The 16,497-nt window shown below is 61.7% G+C and carries 14 protein-coding genes and 1 tRNA gene; 7 read left to right on the forward strand and 8 right to left on the reverse strand.

Features of this window, described 5'->3' with window-relative positions; all coding sequences use genetic code 11:
- Positions 1–705: 705 nt before the first annotated feature.
- Entirely contained in the window at positions 706–1,167 is a 462-nt protein-coding gene (locus ACVOMB_RS08270) for a hypothetical protein (protein WP_481530726.1), read from the reverse strand.
- 256 nt (positions 1,168–1,423) lie between these two features.
- Here ACVOMB_RS08270 and ACVOMB_RS08275 point away from each other — a divergent pair, with 256 nt between their 5' ends.
- The gene (locus tag ACVOMB_RS08275; RefSeq protein ID WP_481530727.1) at positions 1,424–2,998 is read left to right on the forward strand and encodes a MobA/MobL family protein; all 1,575 of its coding nucleotides are present in this window, start codon (positions 1,424–1,426) and stop codon (positions 2,996–2,998) included.
- A gap of 493 nt (positions 2,999–3,491) precedes the next feature.
- Here the strand turns inward: ACVOMB_RS08275 and ACVOMB_RS08280 are convergent, their stop codons facing one another.
- A complete protein-coding gene (locus tag ACVOMB_RS08280) occupies positions 3,492–4,913 on the reverse strand; it encodes a DUF6538 domain-containing protein (RefSeq protein ID WP_481530728.1) in 1,422 nt (473 codons plus the stop codon).
- 82 nt (positions 4,914–4,995) lie between these two features.
- Positions 4,996–5,088: transfer RNA gene (locus ACVOMB_RS08285), tRNA-Ser, on the reverse strand.
- A gap of 139 nt (positions 5,089–5,227) precedes the next feature.
- On the opposite strand from ACVOMB_RS08285, the gene dnaX reads away from it, so the two are divergent.
- The 4 genes from dnaX (at position 5,228) to ACVOMB_RS08305 (ending at position 8,710) form a co-directional block, all read left to right on the forward strand.
- Positions 5,228–7,279 (forward strand): DNA polymerase III subunit gamma/tau, encoded by a 2,052-nt coding sequence (gene dnaX / locus ACVOMB_RS08290; RefSeq protein ID WP_481530729.1) that lies wholly within the window; start codon positions 5,228–5,230, stop codon positions 7,277–7,279.
- A gap of 6 nt (positions 7,280–7,285) precedes the next feature.
- The gene (locus tag ACVOMB_RS08295) at positions 7,286–7,606 is read left to right on the forward strand and encodes a YbaB/EbfC family nucleoid-associated protein (RefSeq protein ID WP_057629296.1); all 321 of its coding nucleotides are present in this window, start codon (positions 7,286–7,288) and stop codon (positions 7,604–7,606) included.
- A 106-nt stretch (positions 7,607–7,712) separates the two neighbouring features.
- Positions 7,713–8,312, forward strand: coding sequence for a recombination mediator RecR (gene recR / locus ACVOMB_RS08300; protein WP_282270729.1), 600 nt, complete (start codon positions 7,713–7,715; stop codon positions 8,310–8,312).
- Positions 8,313–8,362: 50 nt separating this feature from the next.
- On the forward strand, positions 8,363–8,710 hold the full coding sequence (locus ACVOMB_RS08305) for a histidine triad nucleotide-binding protein (RefSeq protein WP_282270728.1): 348 nt from the start codon (positions 8,363–8,365) through the stop codon (positions 8,708–8,710).
- 202 nt (positions 8,711–8,912) lie between these two features.
- Here the strand turns inward: ACVOMB_RS08305 and ACVOMB_RS08310 are convergent, their stop codons facing one another.
- The 4 genes from ACVOMB_RS08310 to ACVOMB_RS08325 are packed head-to-tail and all read right to left on the reverse strand — an operon-like array spanning position 8,913 to position 13,267.
- Complete coding sequence (locus ACVOMB_RS08310; protein WP_481530730.1) at positions 8,913–9,437, reverse strand: Slp family lipoprotein; 525 nt, start codon at positions 9,435–9,437, stop codon at positions 8,913–8,915.
- Entirely contained in the window at positions 9,434–11,386 is a 1,953-nt protein-coding gene (locus ACVOMB_RS08315; protein ID WP_481530731.1) for a transglutaminase TgpA family protein, read from the reverse strand. The genes ACVOMB_RS08310 and ACVOMB_RS08315 overlap by 4 nt, the downstream gene beginning before the upstream one ends.
- Entirely contained in the window at positions 11,383–12,339 is a 957-nt protein-coding gene (locus ACVOMB_RS08320; RefSeq protein ID WP_481530732.1) for a DUF58 domain-containing protein, read from the reverse strand. Before ACVOMB_RS08320 ends, ACVOMB_RS08315 begins: the two co-directional genes overlap by 4 nt.
- A 1-nt stretch (position 12,340) precedes the next feature.
- On the reverse strand, positions 12,341–13,267 hold the full coding sequence (locus ACVOMB_RS08325) for an AAA family ATPase (protein WP_481530733.1): 927 nt from the start codon (positions 13,265–13,267) through the stop codon (positions 12,341–12,343).
- A gap of 61 nt (positions 13,268–13,328) precedes the next feature.
- Between ACVOMB_RS08325 and ACVOMB_RS08330 the strand changes: the two genes are divergently transcribed.
- Positions 13,329–15,170 carry a glycosyltransferase family 39 protein gene (locus ACVOMB_RS08330; protein ID WP_481530780.1) on the forward strand — a complete coding sequence of 614 codons (1,842 nt, stop codon included), beginning with the start codon at positions 13,329–13,331 and terminating at the stop codon, positions 15,168–15,170.
- 65 nt (positions 15,171–15,235) lie between these two features.
- Here ACVOMB_RS08330 and ACVOMB_RS08335 read toward each other — a convergent pair whose 3' ends face one another.
- Positions 15,236–15,808 (reverse strand): Maf family protein, encoded by a 573-nt coding sequence (locus ACVOMB_RS08335; protein ID WP_481530734.1) that lies wholly within the window; start codon positions 15,806–15,808, stop codon positions 15,236–15,238.
- Between the two features lie 115 nt (positions 15,809–15,923).
- On the opposite strand from ACVOMB_RS08335, the gene ACVOMB_RS08340 reads away from it, so the two are divergent.
- Entirely contained in the window at positions 15,924–16,430 is a 507-nt protein-coding gene (locus tag ACVOMB_RS08340; RefSeq protein WP_481530735.1) for a YceD family protein, read from the forward strand.
- Positions 16,431–16,497 lie beyond the last annotated feature (67 nt).

Below are 16,497 nucleotides of genomic sequence, written 5' to 3' on the forward strand. Positions count from 1 at the left end.
GTCCTGCTGTGCGAAGTTAGGCATGAAAGTTACCGATTTGATGCAGGCTGCCGACTGCGCTAGTTCAATCGCTGCATAACAAAGGGTATGAGCTGATTGTTCAGACCTTCCTTAGTGTTTTGGATAAAGAGTTCACCGCAGTGAGGCGGGGCTATCTGGATTTTTGATGAATCCGCTATCTGAACGGTTAGTTGTAGAAATCCGTGACAGCCTCGGGTGCATAATTCTCGACGCACCAGATGCCATGATCGTACGATGAATTGAAGTGGTTGATAAATTCTGATCGTAGGTTATCAACGTTCAGGATCCGGACTCCACCGTAGACTGAATAGCCGCCGTGTCTGTTAAGCGGTCCCGAGTGCCATAGAGGCCCACATATATGGTGAGCATAGCTGATCTGCCATGCAAGTGGTTGATATGGTCTATGTACAACCGTGCTGCACCATTCGTAAATCGTCTTTAATGAAGTGAAATTAGTATTGTTGAACTCGTAAAGATGAATTTTCGACTTTACGAAGTCGTAGTGGAAATTGTGCTTAAGTCTCGGTGTATCACCGTTCCTATCTTGTAAGCTTACGGCGACAATTCTTTCAAACTTGGCTTCTAGAGCTTGTCGAAGCAGAAACACCGAAGCTATCTGAGACGTTTTGTGGTCAAGTCTAGGTTGATTTTCACTTAACTTGGAATTGGCGGATAAATCCACGCTTAGATTGAAGATCTGGAAGGATTCGACGCCATAAAACTTGCCCCCTCTGAGGAATTCGTAATTTGGATCTTTTTTTGCTCCAGATAGGTTGCAATGGGCATAAGGTCGAAAATGAAATCAGTTATGAGTTCGGAGTATTTCTTTAGACTGTTCGGCGCTGGTTTGTTCTTATTTGAATTTATCTCATCATACATCGCCTGAAAGAAATCGACCGCCAGTTTGAGGTGAACCCGGCAGTAAGCCATCTCCTCGGCCGCGCTTTCCAGTTTTCTTGATTTTCGGAAGGCTACTGAGATTATGTATTCATCGGACCACGATTTTTTAAGGTGTCGATCTTTAAGCCATTTCAAGTGTTCGTTGAAAGCTGTGAGGCAGTCAATGGCTGATCTTCTTATTGGTCGCTGACCATGGTGGGGTCTAATTTTATGCAGGAGTTGTTGCGCAGGAGTCTTTCTTTTCATTCATTCTTCCTTGATTTGTTGGTTTGGGATTGTATCTATTGATTCTACGGCACTTTAGTTTTGATCTTTTGCGTAGAGGCTAATTTTCTGTTGTGTCCAGCTGTGTCCCTCGTCAAAGGCAAGAGCGCACTTAGGCATTGCCCTTCGGGCAATGCGTGCGCAAGAGGCTGTGCCCCTTGACCCCCTAAAAAAGCGCTTGCCAAAGCCTAAATCGTAGGCATAAAGGCAAGTGCGGGGGCCAGAACAAGGAGCATCAATGGCCATTTATCACACCAGAGTAAAGACCTTTAGCCGTGCCCAGGGGCACGCATCCACCGCTGCAGCAGCCTACCGCGCAGGCCTGCTCATCATCGATGACCGCACCGGTCTCCGGCACGACTACCGTAGGCGAGGGGGCGTTGTCGAAACCCGATGTCTGGCGCCAGATGAAGCGCCGGACTGGGCTTTCGATCCTCGACAGCTCTGGCCTGCAGCTGAGGCCTCAGAGCGCCGAAAAGACGCCACGGTCGCCAGGGAGTTCGAAGTTGCGCTGCCACACGAACTGAGCAATGAGCAGCGTTCAGACTTGGCAGCCGAGATATCGCGCTGTCTGGTCCAGCGTTATAGGTTCGCAGTCCAGGCAAGTATCCATGAGCCGCAAACGGCAGATGGCCTCAACTATCACGTCCACATCCTAGCGACGACTCGGCGGGTGGACGCAGAGGGCCTGAAGGACAAGACCAGGGAGCTGGATGGTGGTCCTTCAGGGCGAGGCGAAGTGGAATGGATTCGCCAGATGGTAGGGGAAGCCATCAATGCTCACCTGGCCGTAGCCGGTGTCTCGGCCCGTGTCGATCACCGTAGCCTTAAGGACCAAGCGGCTGATGCCGCAGAGCAGGGAGACGAGCTGACAGCGGCGGAGCTTTCCCGAGCTCCAGGACTTCATATGGGCAGAGACGCGACTGCCTTGCACCGCAGAGGTATGGATACGGATTTGAAGCAGCGCAATGACAGGATCGACCAAGCCAATAGCGCCGCTTGGGATCGCGCCGTCGCTGACCTAGCAGATCAGGGCAGATTGATGGAACCCGCATCCGATCAGACCTTATCGGTCGGCCTGCGCGCGGCTCCTTCGGATCCAGCCATCCAACCGATGCTGTCTGCTGGTGGGGTGACTTCTCTGGTCAATGTGACGATGGGTGAAAACTCGCCGGTTGGGATCGCCGCAGATGAAGGGGCGCGGCAGCCGAAGGCCACCGCATCCAAGCAGGCGTTGAAGGCCGTGTTAGAAATATGGGCCGAGGCGTGGATTGAGGCGCTGCGAGATAGGCTCAAATTCACGCGCAGGTTGCTGCGCAACAGTGCCGCCTTGATATCCGCTCATCTCGCAGCGCCCAAGCTCCGTGGCGACTTGGAAGAACTGCTGGTAAGACTGAAGAAGTTGAAACGGGACGCTTTACGCTTTAAGCGTAGGCTGAAAGCTGAAGACCGTGCCGAGCACGTATTGGCCCAAGCAGAATTTGCCTTGGAGAACTTCGAAAGCCAAAACCCACGTCCAGGGATCCTGAATCGCTCAGACTGGTCGCGGCGTCGGGCGCGCCGGGTTCGGACTTTCGAACTGGGGCGCCTGGAGTATCAACGCGCCCATGAAGCCACAGGCCCGAAGGCTCAGGAAGACTACAACCGGCGAACAGATGAGTCCCTCTCACAGCTGGAGAATTGGAGCGAAGTGTTGCTTCGGAGATATCCGGTGTTGGAGGAGACACCCACTGACTCTCCTGCAGCGTCCGCTTCAGCTGATGCCCTACCTGCGATGAAGCAGAGCAAGGAGCCCGGAGCACGGTTGCATTGACACGCAAGCGAAGGCCCCGGTGAACCGGGGCTTTAGCCAACCTCGTTTCGAAAACTCAGTGGTAGGTAGGTCCCCGAGTGGGCTTGGACACCGCGCCTCGACGCTCCGAGATCATGTCGCTGAGCTGCACCTGATCGCGTTCTACCACAGCTTCTCTGACCCTAACGGCAGGTTTTAGAGTGTGGTCGTCAGCCGGGGGTTTTGGAGCCATGCATCGGTTGATCAGTTCGTCAGCAATTTCGAGGGCATGGATGATGTCCTCGATCCGCTCCTGAGTGTCTCGGGTCCGGTCTTGGGCAATCAAAGGGCATAGCACTCTACTAGCGATAGCCAGCTTTCTTTCTAACGGCATATGGAGCTCCTAACGTTTGGGAGCTCTCATAAAAGCACTATTTGCGTTGATCGCAATAGTTGCGGCGTTTGTCAGTGCCAATGTTGGCCCGTTAGAGATACTCCTAGACGTTCCATGTAATTTTCCTGGCGCGGAGATTCTCTATCCCAGCAACTCCTTCAGTGCAGCGAGCTCAAGATTGAAGCTCAAGGATGAGAGCCCTGCTGTTTTGAATTCAGGAGTGATCAGCCCATTGAGCTTTTCTGCCGGGGTGAATTCCCGGCTGTAGACGGGATGGTGCTCATCATCAAGCTCATGGCCGACGATCTGGGCGCGCATTTCTGAGGCGACACCGAAGCCCTGCATTTGCTGAATGACCGTCTTGCGCAGGGAATGGAAACCGCGCTTGGCCTTGGGCCAGGTCTTTCCGTGCTCAGCGAGCTGGCGGGTAAAGGCCTTGGAGATCCAGTTCCCCGCGCCATTGATGGCATTGGCCTTCGCTTGAGGGAAGAGACGGCTTGAGGTGGGCAGGCTGGCAACATAGTCGCCGAAGCCCAGGGCCATCAGGTCAGCGTGGATCGGGACAGTCCGGATACTGGCCTCGCTCTTGAGGCGCTGGTGCTCGCCGTCGTCATTAATATGGATGTAGGCCACGCCTCCCTCCGTTTGCACATCGCTCACCAGTAGCTGCCCAACTTCAGAGGCGCGGGCACCGGTATACAGGCCCAACAAGGCTGCCCAGCGCGCGGCAGGTGACAAGGTGGCAAAGGCCGAGGGAGCAAAGAGGAGGCTGATCTGTTTCAGGTCGAAGGCCTTGAAGCCCAGTTTCCGCCGCTTTCGCTTCGCGCTATTGCCGTATGAGACATGGCTTCGGGCCGGATTGCTGTCCGTGTAATAGCCAGCGGCAATCAACCAATCGAAGAAGCCGCCCAGGTAGGACTGTTTGTTCACCCGGGTCGGGGTTGAGATGCCAGCGTCGGCGAGCGACTGATAGAAGTTCGACAGGTCGATCCGGTTGATGCTCGGCAAGGGATAGTCAGGGCCAGTGACGCGCACGAACCCGTCAATGGCCGACTTCTTGATGCTGTAGGTCTTGGGGATGGTGTCTGGGGCAATGGCTTTGAGCCAAAGATCGCGCGCTTCCACCAGCGACAGGATCTTGCTGGGCTGGGGCTTGGAGGGAGCTGCTGGGGCGGCTGCCGCGCCGAAGAACGCAGGGTTGACCCGGCCAATGCTCTCAATAGCGCGGGTCAGAGCCTCGGTGTCTTCGCCTGGCTCCGCTTGGATACGCAGGGTGCCATTGGCGTCTCGTTCCAGGGTGTAGTCATGGAGCTGTCGTCCCCGAAGCTCTTGGAGCCATTGCTCTGCCGTCTTTTCGCCCATGCCGTTCTTCCTGATGGCGCTGAAGACTTCAGCATAGCGGGCGGCCAGGACCAGGGCGCAAGCCTGGGCGCTACGCATTTCGCGCGTTTGAAGGCTTCGCTTGAGAATTCGGCAGCCCAGAAGGGGCTGGAGATCGACTGGCACGCGCTGACGGAACGAAAAGCCCGCTGGCGTCTTGATCAAGTGATGGGGAACTCTCATCGGGATGTGTCCCGATTTGTGTCCTGCCCCTTGCTGGGCCCAGAAAAGCAAAACCCCTGATTTCTCAGGGGTTTGCAGAGTCTGGCGGAGAGAGGGGGATTCGAACCCCCGAAGCGCGGTTTAGACGCTTACACACTTTCCAGGCGTGCTCCTTCAACCACTCGGACACCTCTCCGGATCCTGCCGCACTAATGCCTCGGCAGGGGCGTGGATTCTATAGGGACTTGAGCCCGCCGACAAGCACCCCCTGAACAGGGTGCTGGCGGACAGGCTGGCCATGGCACAATGGGGCTTCAGATGAAGACGGTTGCCTGATGTCCTATCTCGTCCTTGCCCGCAAGTGGCGTCCGAAGCGTTTTGCCGAGTTGGTGGGCCAGGAACACGTGGTCCGCGCGCTTACCAATGCGCTCGACAGTGGCCGCGTCCACCACGCCTTTCTGTTCACCGGCACCCGGGGTGTCGGCAAGACCACTATTGCCCGCATCTTTGCCAAATCGCTGAACTGCGAGAACGGCACCAGCGCCGACCCCTGCGGTCAGTGCCGGGCCTGCCTGGACATCGATGCCGGTCGCTACATCGACCTGCTGGAAATCGATGCCGCGTCCAATACCGGCGTGGACGATGTGCGCGAGGTGATCGAGAACGCCCAGTACATGCCCTCGCGTGGGCAGTACAAGGTCTACCTGATCGACGAAGTGCACATGCTCTCCAAGGCGGCGTTCAATGCGCTGCTGAAGACGCTGGAAGAGCCACCGGAGCACGTGAAGTTCCTGCTGGCCACCACCGATCCGCAGAAGCTTCCGGTCACGGTGCTCAGCCGCTGCCTGCAGTTCAATCTGAAGCGCTTGGACGAGGAGCAGATCCACGGCCAGATGTCGCGGATCATGACTGCCGAGCAGATCGAGTTCGACGACAGCGCTTTGGTGCAGCTGGCACGCGCGGCCGATGGCTCGCTGCGCGATGGCCTGTCGCTGCTGGACCAATCCATTGCCTATGCCGGCGGCGCGCTGCGCGACGACGTGGTGCGCACCATGCTCGGCACGGTCGATCGCACCCAAGTCAGCGCGATGCTCGATGCCTTGGCCGATGGCGAAGGCGCGCGCTTGTTGCAGGTGGTCGCTGGGTTGGCCGAATTCTCGCCGGACTGGAGCGGGGTGCTGGATGCCCTGGCCGAAGGCCTGCACCGCATCCAGGTGCAGCAGCTGGTGCCGGGCGCTTCGGTGCCGGGTGAAGGCGTCGACGCGGTGGCCTTCGCCCAGCGCCTGCGGCCGGAAGTGGTGCAGCTCTGGTATCAGATGGCGCTTGGCGGTCGTCGCGATCTGCATCTGGCACCCAGCCCGCGTGCTGGCTTTGAAATGACCGTGCTGCGCATGCTGGCATTCCGCCCGGCAGGCGCGGTACCGGCGACGCCGGAAGGCAGCGCATCCGGGACTGGCGCAGGTGTGGGCGGCAACACGCAAACCGCACCTGCAACTGCCGCAGCGTCGGCGCAAACCGCCAAGCCGGTTGAAGCGCAGGTTGCACCGGCTGTGGTCGCCCCGGTTGCACCTGTGTCAGAACCCAAACCCGAGCTTGTGTCCGCACCGGCAGCGGTTGCTGCGCAGCAGGCTGCGCCGGAATCTGCACCTGCGGCCGCTGAGCCAGCGTTCAAGCCCGAGCCCGTGCAGGCACCGGTAGCAGCTTCGGCCCAAGCTCAAGCTCAAGCTCAAGCCGCCAAGCCAGCAACTGCTGACGAAGATCTGCCGCCATGGGCGGTTGAGGCGGCGGAAGCGAACGCGCGTGACGAGGCGATGGCGGCCGAGATGGCCATGCCCGAAGCGCCCGAATCCATTGAAGTGCCTGTTGCAGCATCGATTGAGGCGCCGAAGCCTGCGCCCGTCGCTGCGCCGCAGCCGGTTCAGCAGGCCGAGCCGGTTCGCCCAACCGGTATCGCCATCGAACCGGCGGCCGCCTCGGCACCGGCACAGAGCGGTCGTGCCTTGAACACGGCCGAGCAGTGGCTGGACCTGATCGACGATAGCGGCCTGAGCGGGCCGTCGCGCGAACTGGCGGCCAATGCAGCCTTCGTCAACTTCCAGCATGGCGTGCTGCGGCTGGCCTTGTTGCCGGGCTTTGAGTACCTGCAGTCTGAGCGCGCCTTGAATGCCTTGGCGCAGGCGCTGTCGCAGGCCTTGGGTAGCACGCCTAAGATCATCATTGAAACTGGCAATGCGCAGGCTGAGACCTTGCATCAGCGCGCTGATCGCCAGCGCGGTGAACAACAATCTGCGGCCGAAGCCGTGTTCATGGCCGACCCCCAGGTGCAGCAGCTGATACAGCAGGGTGCACGGGTCGTGGCCGATTCCATCCGTCCTTTCAAAGAGTAAAAAACCATGCGCGGCAATATCGCCCAAATGATGCAGCAGGCCCAGAAAATGCAGGAAAACCTGCAGAAGGCCCAGGAAGAAATCGCCAAGTTGGAAGTCACCGGCAGCGCTGGCGGCGGCATGGTCAGCGTGACCCTGAGTGGTACCAAGGAGTGCCGCAAGGTGCGTATCGACCCGTCGGTGCTGAGCGATCCGGAAATGGCTGAGGACCTGATCGCCGCCGCGTTCAACGATGCCGCCAACAAGATCGATGCCGAGTCGCAGAGCCGCATGGGCTCGGCCACGGCCGGCATGAAGCTGCCGCCGGGCATGAAGCTGCCGTTCTGATGTGGCCCGCGCCGGCTGGCCCGGCGCATGCATGCCCCCGCGCCGCGAAGCCTCCGGGCTTCGCGCGTTTGTTTTAGCGATACGCTGCTGTGATGAGACCGTTGCGATGAGCCTGCCGCTGCTGGAACAACTGATCGAAGCTTTCCGGGTGCTGCCCGGTGTTGGCCAGAAGACCGCGCAGCGCATGGCCTACCACGTGCTGGAGCGCGCCCGTGACGGTGGCCAGCGCTTGTCGGAGGTGCTGGCCGAGGCCATCGAGAAGATCGGCCACTGCAAGCAATGCCGCGATTTCAGCGAAACCGAGCTGTGCCCGGTCTGCGCCAGCAGCAGCCGCGAGCGGCAGATGTTGTGCGTGATCGAGTCACCGGCCGATCGTTTGGCGATTGAGCACGCCACCAGCTATCGCGGGGTGTATTACGTGTTGCAGGGGCGTTTGTCGCCACTGGATGGCATCGGCCCACGCGAGCTGGGTCTGGATCAGCTGGAGACGCGCTTGGCGCAGGGCGAAGTCACCGAGCTGATCATCGCCACCAACTCCACGGTTGAAGGCGAGGCCACCGCGCATTACCTGGCGCAGCTGGCACGTCGCAACAAGGTGCGTCCCAGCCGCTTGGCGCAGGGCCTGCCCTTGGGGGGCGAGTTGGAATACGTGGATCGCGGCACCTTGTCGCATGCCTTTGGCAGCCGCAGCGAAGTCGGCGAATAAGCCGCGCCGGGGTTGTAAGCTGTAGGTCGTTTACTGCAGCGAGCCCCCACATGACCGATACCATCTTCGGCAAGATCATCCGCCGCGAAATTCCCGCCGCCATCGTCTACGAAGACGATGAAGTGCTGGGCTTCAAGGACATCGCCCCGCAGGCGCCGGTGCATGTGCTTTTCATTCCGAAGAACGAAGTCATCCCGACCTTGGATGATCTGCAGCCGGCGCAGGCGCATTTGATCGGCAAGTTGGCCTTGGCTGCGGCGGCTTATGCACGCCAGGAAGGCTTCGCCGAGAACGGCTACCGGATCGTCATGAACTGCCGCGAAGATGCCGGGCAGACCGTGTTCCACATCCACCTGCATCTGCTGGCCGGTGCGCCGTTGGGGCATTTTGGCGCGTGAGAAAGCTGCTTTTGTAGGAGCGGCGCAAGCCGCGAAGCCGGTAGCAACCAAGCAACTGCGAAGCCTGTTCGCGCGATCCAGCAGTTTCTGACTGCGCTATGTCGCTTGCGGCGGAGGGATCTTTGGCTTCGCGGCTTACGCCGCTCCTACAAAAAAACATGCAAAAAAAAACGCCGCCCCTTTGGGCGGCGTTTTCAGTTTGTTACCACCAACCGCGGTAACCCCAGCCCCAGCCCGGACCCCAACCCGGGCCCCAAGGACCGTACGGGTAGGCAGGCACTACTTCCACTTCGCGCTGTACCGGCCACAGGTAGACCACGTCGGCGGCGAGCTTGGGCAGCGGGTAGTCGTATTCGCCGATCTTGGTGCTCTGGTAGCCATTGATGCGGCCGATGAAGGTCACGTCGCGGCCCGGCTCGAACACCGCCGGATCATAGAAGCCGCTGCGGCAGGCCAAGAAGCGGCCATCGCTGGCATCGCTGGACGTGGTGCTCGGGCGGCCGCTGGCATTGAGCGGGCGGGCGAGCATCTGGAAGCAGGTTTCGCCCTGGCCGGGGATGGTTTCGATGATGCGGCCACCCCAGCGTACCGGCGCGCCGGTCTGCTTCTGTGCCACCGCATCACGCGGTGAAACGGGGGTGAACTGGCCCTGCAGCGGCTTGGGCGCCGTGGCACAGGCAGCCAGCACCAGGCTGGCGGCGGCAACTAGGAGGATGCGGGTCTTCATGTTCGTACTCCGGGTTTCGGGCGGTGCCTGTGCAGGTCCGCCAATAATGAAACGACATCCGATCGGACGCCAGCGTAGCGCGCCTGAGTGAAACGCTGGCTGAGCGTCGGCAGATCGCTGCCGGGGCGGGCACGGTCAACGCGGCTGGCCCAGTCGCTGGCGGTTTCAAAGGGCTCGCGACCCAGTCCGAGGCGTTGGTAGCGGCGGTCCAGCCGGTGCCAGGCGCGCAGCAGCGGGTCGCGCTGGCGTTCGCCACGGGCCAGCAACCAGGCCATCAAGCCCAAGGCAAGAACGGCAAAGCCGGCAAACAAGGCAACCAGCTGCGAGGGGCTCAACTGTTTGATGCCGATACCGCTGAGCAGGCGCTGCTGACGCTCGGCATTGAAGGACAGTACGGCGGTATTCCAGCCGCGACGAAGGAAATCGCTGTACTGCAGCAGGCTGCTCCAGCGACCGGACAAGTTCAGCCCGCTGGTGTTGTTGTCACCGATTCGGTCTTCCAGCGTGTCGTAGATGCGCTCCGGCGCGACTGCGGCGGTGGGATCAACCCGAACCCAGCCGCGTTGCGGCAACCAGACTTCGGCCCAGGCATGCGCATCAAGACGCCGCACTACCCAATAATTGCCGAAGCGGTTGCGCACGCCGCCGGCATAGCCAGTGACAACCCGCGCTGGAATGCCTGCACCGCGCATCAGCACCACGAATGCCGCGCTGAAGTGCTCGCAGTAACCGGCCTTCTGGTCGAACAGGAATTCGTCGACGGAGTGACGTCCGGCCAGCGGCGTGTTCAAGGTGTAGGCGAACTCGCGATGGATCCAGTCCAGGCTGCGTTGCACCAGTGCCGCGTCATCGTTGCCGGCTTGGCTGCGCCATTGTTTGGCCAACGCCAATGTGCGCGGATTGAAACCTTCCGGCAGCCGCAGGGTCTGCCGCCGCAGCTGTGCCGGCAGCTCAGCCTGGAACGCTTGAGCGGGGCTGGACTGCATGCGCCAGCGGGTCAGTGCGGTAAGTGATTGCGCTGCGGTCAGGCTGTAGTCGGCATCCAACTGGCTGCCGGCAGGCGCCTGCAGGGGCAGATCCAGCGCGACCAGTTCGCGCCGGTCGGTGGGTTCGTATTCGATCTGGTAGTCCCAGCGCTGTGCGCTGTTACTGACGCTGGGTGGCGGCGCGGAGCGCTGGCTTTCCAGCCTGGACCAGCGCCGGCCATCAAAGCGCGTCAGTACCGGGCCGCGCCAGTAACGCTGGTCCTGCGCCGGCACCGGGCCGAAGAACTCTACCCGCAGCGCAGGGCTGTCATCGGCCATCATTTCGCTCAAGCCGCCGGGCTGCATGCTGTCGGACAGGCCGGGGCGCCCCACCGCCCGGTCCGGCGTGCCCCATAGCGGCGTGGGCAGGCGTGGCACCAGCCAGAATGCTGACAAGGCCAAGGGCAGCGCCAGCAACATGAGCCCGCCAACCGTACGTAGCTGTGCGCGCGGTGGCAGGTGGCTGATGCCCACTTCTTCATCGGCCAGGCGTTGCAGTGCGAGCAGGGCGGCCACCACGGCGGCGGCCGACATCAGCAAGGTGCTTGGTCCCTGATCGAGCAGGAAGGCGGCGAACGGAGCAAACAGGCTGAAACCAATCAGGCTGCGCGCGTCACGCAGCGTGCGCAGCTCGCTGGATTTGATCGCCAGCATCGCCGCCAGCAGGGCGCAGCCGCTGTCGCGGCCGGGATTGGCGCCCATCTGCCAGTAGATGCAGCCCAGCATCAGTCCGATCAGCAGCAGGCGCAACAGCAGGGGCATGGCGCGGCGCCACGACCACAGCGCCACCAGCAAGGTGGTTACGCCGAACACAACGGCCAGTACGCCGGGTAGCTGCAGCAGCAGGGGCAGCAGCGACAGCGCCGTGACCAGGTTGATCCAGAGGCGGCTGCTGGTGCTTATCGCAGGTGAGGGTGTCTTCATGCGTCTGGCAGCAGCGCCAAGGCGCGCAGGCAGAGGTGGCGGTGACCGTCGCCGTTGGCCGGCCCCAGTGGTGGTTGGCCTGGCAGGCGCAGCTGGTAGCTGCGGCCTTCGCGTTCGGCTTCATCCACCCAGCGTGCGAGCCGGGAGATGCGGCGCTCGTGGGGCAGGGCATGCAGTTGCTGCCAGTCCAGTACCAGTTCGGCGCCGTAGGGGCGCTCGTACTCGCGCACCAGCAGTTCGTCACGTCGTGCCGAGTGTTTCCAGGCGATGCTGCGGCGTGCGTCGCCGCTGCGGTAGGGGCGCATCTGCTGCAGTTCCTCGCCCTGCGGATGCACGCGGGTGCGGGTGGAAGCGCTGCCTGCATCCGGTAGCGGTGGCGCATTGGCTTCCGGTGCGGGATAGACCAGCAGGGCCGAGTCCGGCCAGAACCATGCCCAGGCGCGGACCAGGCCCAACGGCTGGGTGGTCGCAATGCGAATGCGGGATAGATCCAGCCAGCCGCGTTGCTGCGTGGGCAACCAGAGATCGGCTTCGGCCTGGCTGTTCTGCTCCAGATTGAGGTGGGTCTTGGCCTGCTGGTAGTCCAGCTGTAGTGCGCGGCGCAGGCGGCGGTCGCTGCGCGCAAGCGCTAGGCGCAGGCGGATGGGATTGCCAGCGGCCACCGGGTCGGCGGAAACGGCTTCCAGGCGCAGGCCCGACAACTGCAGGTGCGCCTGCACGCTGCTGGCCAGCGCGGTTGCACCCAACACCAGCGCCAACAACAGTGCCGGGTTGTTGTTGTAGTTCAAGGCACCGAGCAGCATCACCGCAAGCAGGGCGGCCAGGAACAGGCCGAAGCCAGTCGGCAGCACGTAGATGCGGCGTCTGTCCAACTGTACTGGCAGCTGTTCCGGCTGCCGCGGGCGGGCCAGGAGCTGCAAGGATTGCAGGCGTTGCCGCAGCGCTGCCAGCACTTCAGTCCACCTGCACGCTGTGCAGGATGGCGCGGGCCAGCGTCGGGCCGGAGGACGCTTCGGCCTCGGCGACCAAGCGATGCCCGGCGACGGCGATGAACAATGCCTGCACGTCTTCCGGAATCACATGCTGGCGGCCAAGCAGCAACGCGTGCGCCTTGGCTGCGCGCAGCAGGGCGATACCGGCGCGTGGTGACAGGCCGACGCGCACGCCCGGGTGCTGGCGGCTGCGGGTGATCAAGGCCTGCACGTAGTCAATCAAGGCGTCACTGGCATGCACCTGCGACACGGTCTCGCGCAGCACGCGGATGTCCTGCTCGGAGAGGCAGGGTGTTACCCGCGCGATGAGCTCGCGGCGGTCTTCGCCGGCCAGCAGGGCGCGCTCGGCGTCGGCATTGGGATAGCCCAGGGTCAGCCGCAGAAGGAAGCGATCCAGCTGCGAGTCCGGCAGCGGGAAGGTGCCGGACATATCCACCGGGTTCTGGGTGGCGATCACGAAGAAAGGATCCGGCAGGCGGTGGGTCACGCCATCCAGCGTCACCTGCTGCTCGGCCATCGCTTCGAGCAGGGCGCTCTGCGTGCGTGGCGGCGCGCGGTTGATTTCATCAGCCAGCAGCAGGTTGCAGAACACCGGGCCGGGATGGAACTGGAAGCTGCGGCTATGCGCTTCGTAAACCGAGATGCCGAGCACATCGGCGGGCAGCAGGTCGGAGGTGAACTGCACGCGCTGGAACTGCAGGCCCAGGCTGGAGGCCATGGCATGGGCCAAGGTGGTCTTGCCGAGCCCGGGCAGGTCCTCGATCAGCAGGTGCCCGCCGGACAGCAGTGCGACAAAGGCCATCCGCACCTCCTGCGCCTTGCCGAGCAATAGAGAATTGACCTGCTGTTGCGCTGCCGATAGGGACTGTAGTGTTACTTCGGTTAGCATTCTTGGCGGCGCCACTGTCATGGTCGTCTCGATTTTTGGGCTGAAGGAAGTGTACGTGGCAATCAGGGGCGAGCAACGCGCATACGTAACGTTCCTTGTGCTGTGGGTGCTGGTCACCACAGCCAAGGTGCTGTTGGCATCTCAATTGCCTTTGTTCGTGGACGAAGCGTTCTATTGGCAGGAAGGCCAGCATCTGGCCGCCGCCTATTCGGACCTGCCCGGGCTGACCGCATGGTTGACACGCCTCGGTGTCGAGGTTGCCGGTGATCACCGCCTGGGTGTGCGCTTGCCGTTCCTGATCATGGGCGCGGCGCTGCCATGGATGGTCGCCGGTATCTGTACGCGCTGGTTCGGCGTGCGCATGGGCTGGCGCGCGGGATCGTTGGCCTTGTTGATGCCGTTGTCGGCGACGCTGGGCATCCTGGCGGTGCCGGACGTGCCGATGGCGATTGCTGCCTTGCTATGTCTGGATGCCGGTGCGCGGCTGCTGCGTGGCGTGGGCGCTGGTGGTGCCTTGTTGCTGGCCTGCGGGCTGTTGATTGGCGCACTGAGTCATTACCGTTTCATAGGTGTGATTGGTGTGGGTTTCATTGCTTTGCTGCTATTGCCTGAGGGCCGCAAGGCGTTGCGCGATCCGCGGGTGTGGATTGCGTTGTCGGTGGGTGTGGCGGCTTGGGCGCCGCTGCTGGCGTGGAACCTGGATAACCAGGATGCCGGGCTCAAGTTCCAACTGGTCGAACGTCACCCGTGGGCATTCCAGCCTGAGGGGCTGTTGTTCCTGGTGATCCAGCCGCTGCTGGTGACGCCGCTGTTGTTCGTGGCGATGGCGGTGGTGGCTGGCAAGGGCCTGCGCAATGCGCAGGGGGGCTTCCATCACCTGCAATGGCGCTACTTTGCCCTGGTTGGTGCCACTTCCACCTTGCTGATCTTCGCGCTGGGCTTCTTCACCGATGTGGAGCGGGTCAGTTTCCATTGGCCGCTGCCGGGCTATCTGGCGTTGCTGGTCTGCGTACCGGCACTGCTCAATCATTGGTCGCGTCCTTGGCGGCGTGCGCTGTGGGTGTTCACCTCGCTGGGCCTGCTGCTGGCGATGAGCTATTACCTGGTTGCCGCTTCGCCCGGGTTGCGTGAACACTTGGCGGGCAGCAAGTACTACCCGCGAAATTTCGCAGGCTGGCAGCAGTTGGCCGAAGGTGTGCGCGAGGAACTCTCGCAGATGCCGGAAGACACCCAGTTGCTGGCAGGCAGCTTCAAGGTGGGCGCCGAGCTGGGTTTCCGCCTCAACGATCCTGCAATCAAGGTGCTGCCGCACGCGCTCAATGACAGGCATGGGCGCACTGCGCAGCTGGCGCTTTGGAAACTGATCAGTGATGGAAGCCGTTCGACGCCGGTGCTGCTGGTATTGGCGCCGGGTGACCAGCGTTACCGCGACTTGTTGGATCGTTATCACAAGGATTGCGAGCTGGTGGGACCATTGCCGCCGCCGCGGGTGATCTCGCTGGATCACGGTTTTCAGCGTTTCCTGTTGTTCCGCTTGCCGGCTGAAAAGCAGCAAGGGCCATGTGTGACGCCGGCAATGGCGTGGGTGGAAACCCCGCTGGCCAATCAGGTTGTGGAAGGTGCGCTGGAAGTCAAAGGCTGGGCCTTCAAGGATGGCGTGGGATTGTCGCGGGTTGAACTGCTGCTGGATGGTCGTAGCGTGGGAGACGCTACCTATGGGCGCGCCTACGACGTGCGCCCGTTCTGGAAGGTATCCACCGATCCGCAGCATCCGAACACTGGCTTCGACGCACGCCTGGATACCTCAGGCCTGAAGCCGGGTACACACTGGTTGGGGCTGCGCCTGCATGGCAATGACGGCAGTGTCGAAACCTGGGTCGAGCAGCCGTTCGAGGTCAAGTAGTTCGTGTCTGCGCCGCGCGCCGTGTGTTGGCGCGCAGATCATGTATTGAACGTGTCGGCAGCAGCTCAGGGCAGCTGGTAGCCAGCCTGCCGCAACAACTGCGAGGTCCGGATCAGCGGCAAGCCGATCAGCGCGGTGGGGTCGCTGTTGTCGATGGCTTCGAACAAGCTGATGCCCAGGCCTTCGCACTTGAAGCTGCCAGCGCAATCCAAGGGCTGTTCGGCATCGATATAGCGCTCGATCTCAGCCATCTGCAGGGTCCTGAAGCGCACGCGGGTGAGATCGATAGCCTGATGCTGCGCAATACCATCGCTCACACAGACCGCAGTGTGGAACAGGACCTCATGGCCGGACATCGCCGCCAGCTGCGCGCAGGCGGCCTCGCGGGTGCCTGGTTTGCCCAGTGGCTGTCCATTCAGCTCGGCAACCTGGTCCGAGCCGATGGCCCAACTGCCGGGGTGTTGGCGAGCCACCACTTCGGCTTTGGCGGCGGCCAGGCGCTGCGCCAGGGCTGCCGGCGGCTCGCCGGGGAGCGGGGTTTCGTCCACATCCGGCGCGGCCGAACTGAACGAAATCCTGAGCCGGTTAAGCAATTCAGCGCGATATCGTGAGGTGGAGGCGAGAATCAGGGGCTTCATGTGTAAAAATACGCAGCTCGGGACGGCCAGTCTGCTGCGCCGCCGCCGGTCTGACAATGTTTCCGCCGCTACGGATTTGACAGCGGCGTGGCTACTCCTTAACATTCTGCAGCTTATGTCCGCGAACGTACCCGAATTGCTGGATGCTTGGCGGATGGTCATGGCGCGCAGGCGCTTTGACGGCCAGGTGCCTTTGTCTGAATTGACCCGCTTGCAGGGTCTGGTTGCCGATACTGAAGGCCAGTGCACGTATTCACTGGAATTCGATCGAGACAACATCTTGCAGGTGTCCTATGTCGATCTGACCATCGATACCGAGCTGCCCTTGATCTGTCAGCGCACCATGCAGCGTTTCCTGCTGCCGGTGTCGATCAAGCAGCGCTTGGGCTTGATCAAGGACGAAGAAGAAGAATCTGCGCTTCCAGAGGAATACGAAGCGATGCTGGTGCCTGAAGACGGCAATCTGCGTCCGCTGGATCTTGTGGAAGACGAGTTGGTGTTGGCGGTGCCGGTGGTTGCACTGGCGCCGGGAAGCGAGGCAGTCGAACAGGACTTCACCGCGACCGAAGAAGAATTGAGCAAGGCCAATCCCTTTGCGGCATTGGCGGCGCTGAAGAAATAATTGCGGCCGGTAATCGTCGGCGGCTGCGGCGAAAGCGAGTAGTGCTGGACGCTGGCGTCCTGTGCAA

The sequence above is a fragment of the Stenotrophomonas sp. STEN018 genome, from assembly GCF_056760235.1.

What these genes read in the sequence shown, in the direction of transcription:
- ACVOMB_RS08270 (WP_481530726.1), bottom strand. Translation starts at nt 1,167, where the DNA reads ATGAAAAGAAAGACTCCTGCGCAACAACTCCTGCATAAAATTAGACCC.
- ACVOMB_RS08275 (WP_481530727.1), top strand. Translation starts at nt 1,424, where the DNA reads ATGGCCATTTATCACACCAGAGTAAAGACCTTTAGCCGTGCCCAGGGG.
- ACVOMB_RS08280 (WP_481530728.1), bottom strand. Translation starts at nt 4,913, where the DNA reads ATGAGAGTTCCCCATCACTTGATCAAGACGCCAGCGGGCTTTTCGTTC.
- dnaX (WP_481530729.1), top strand. Translation starts at nt 5,228, where the DNA reads ATGTCCTATCTCGTCCTTGCCCGCAAGTGGCGTCCGAAGCGTTTTGCC.
- ACVOMB_RS08295 (WP_057629296.1), top strand. Translation starts at nt 7,286, where the DNA reads ATGCGCGGCAATATCGCCCAAATGATGCAGCAGGCCCAGAAAATGCAG.
- recR (WP_282270729.1), top strand. Translation starts at nt 7,713, where the DNA reads ATGAGCCTGCCGCTGCTGGAACAACTGATCGAAGCTTTCCGGGTGCTG.
- ACVOMB_RS08305 (WP_282270728.1), top strand. Translation starts at nt 8,363, where the DNA reads ATGACCGATACCATCTTCGGCAAGATCATCCGCCGCGAAATTCCCGCC.
- ACVOMB_RS08310 (WP_481530730.1), bottom strand. Translation starts at nt 9,437, where the DNA reads ATGAAGACCCGCATCCTCCTAGTTGCCGCCGCCAGCCTGGTGCTGGCT.
- ACVOMB_RS08315 (WP_481530731.1), bottom strand. Translation starts at nt 11,386, where the DNA reads ATGAAGACACCCTCACCTGCGATAAGCACCAGCAGCCGCCTCTGGATC.
- ACVOMB_RS08325 (WP_481530733.1), bottom strand. Translation starts at nt 13,267, where the DNA reads ATGCTAACCGAAGTAACACTACAGTCCCTATCGGCAGCGCAACAGCAG.
- ACVOMB_RS08335 (WP_481530734.1), bottom strand. Translation starts at nt 15,808, where the DNA reads ATGAAGCCCCTGATTCTCGCCTCCACCTCACGATATCGCGCTGAATTG.
- ACVOMB_RS08340 (WP_481530735.1), top strand. Translation starts at nt 15,924, where the DNA reads ATGTCCGCGAACGTACCCGAATTGCTGGATGCTTGGCGGATGGTCATG.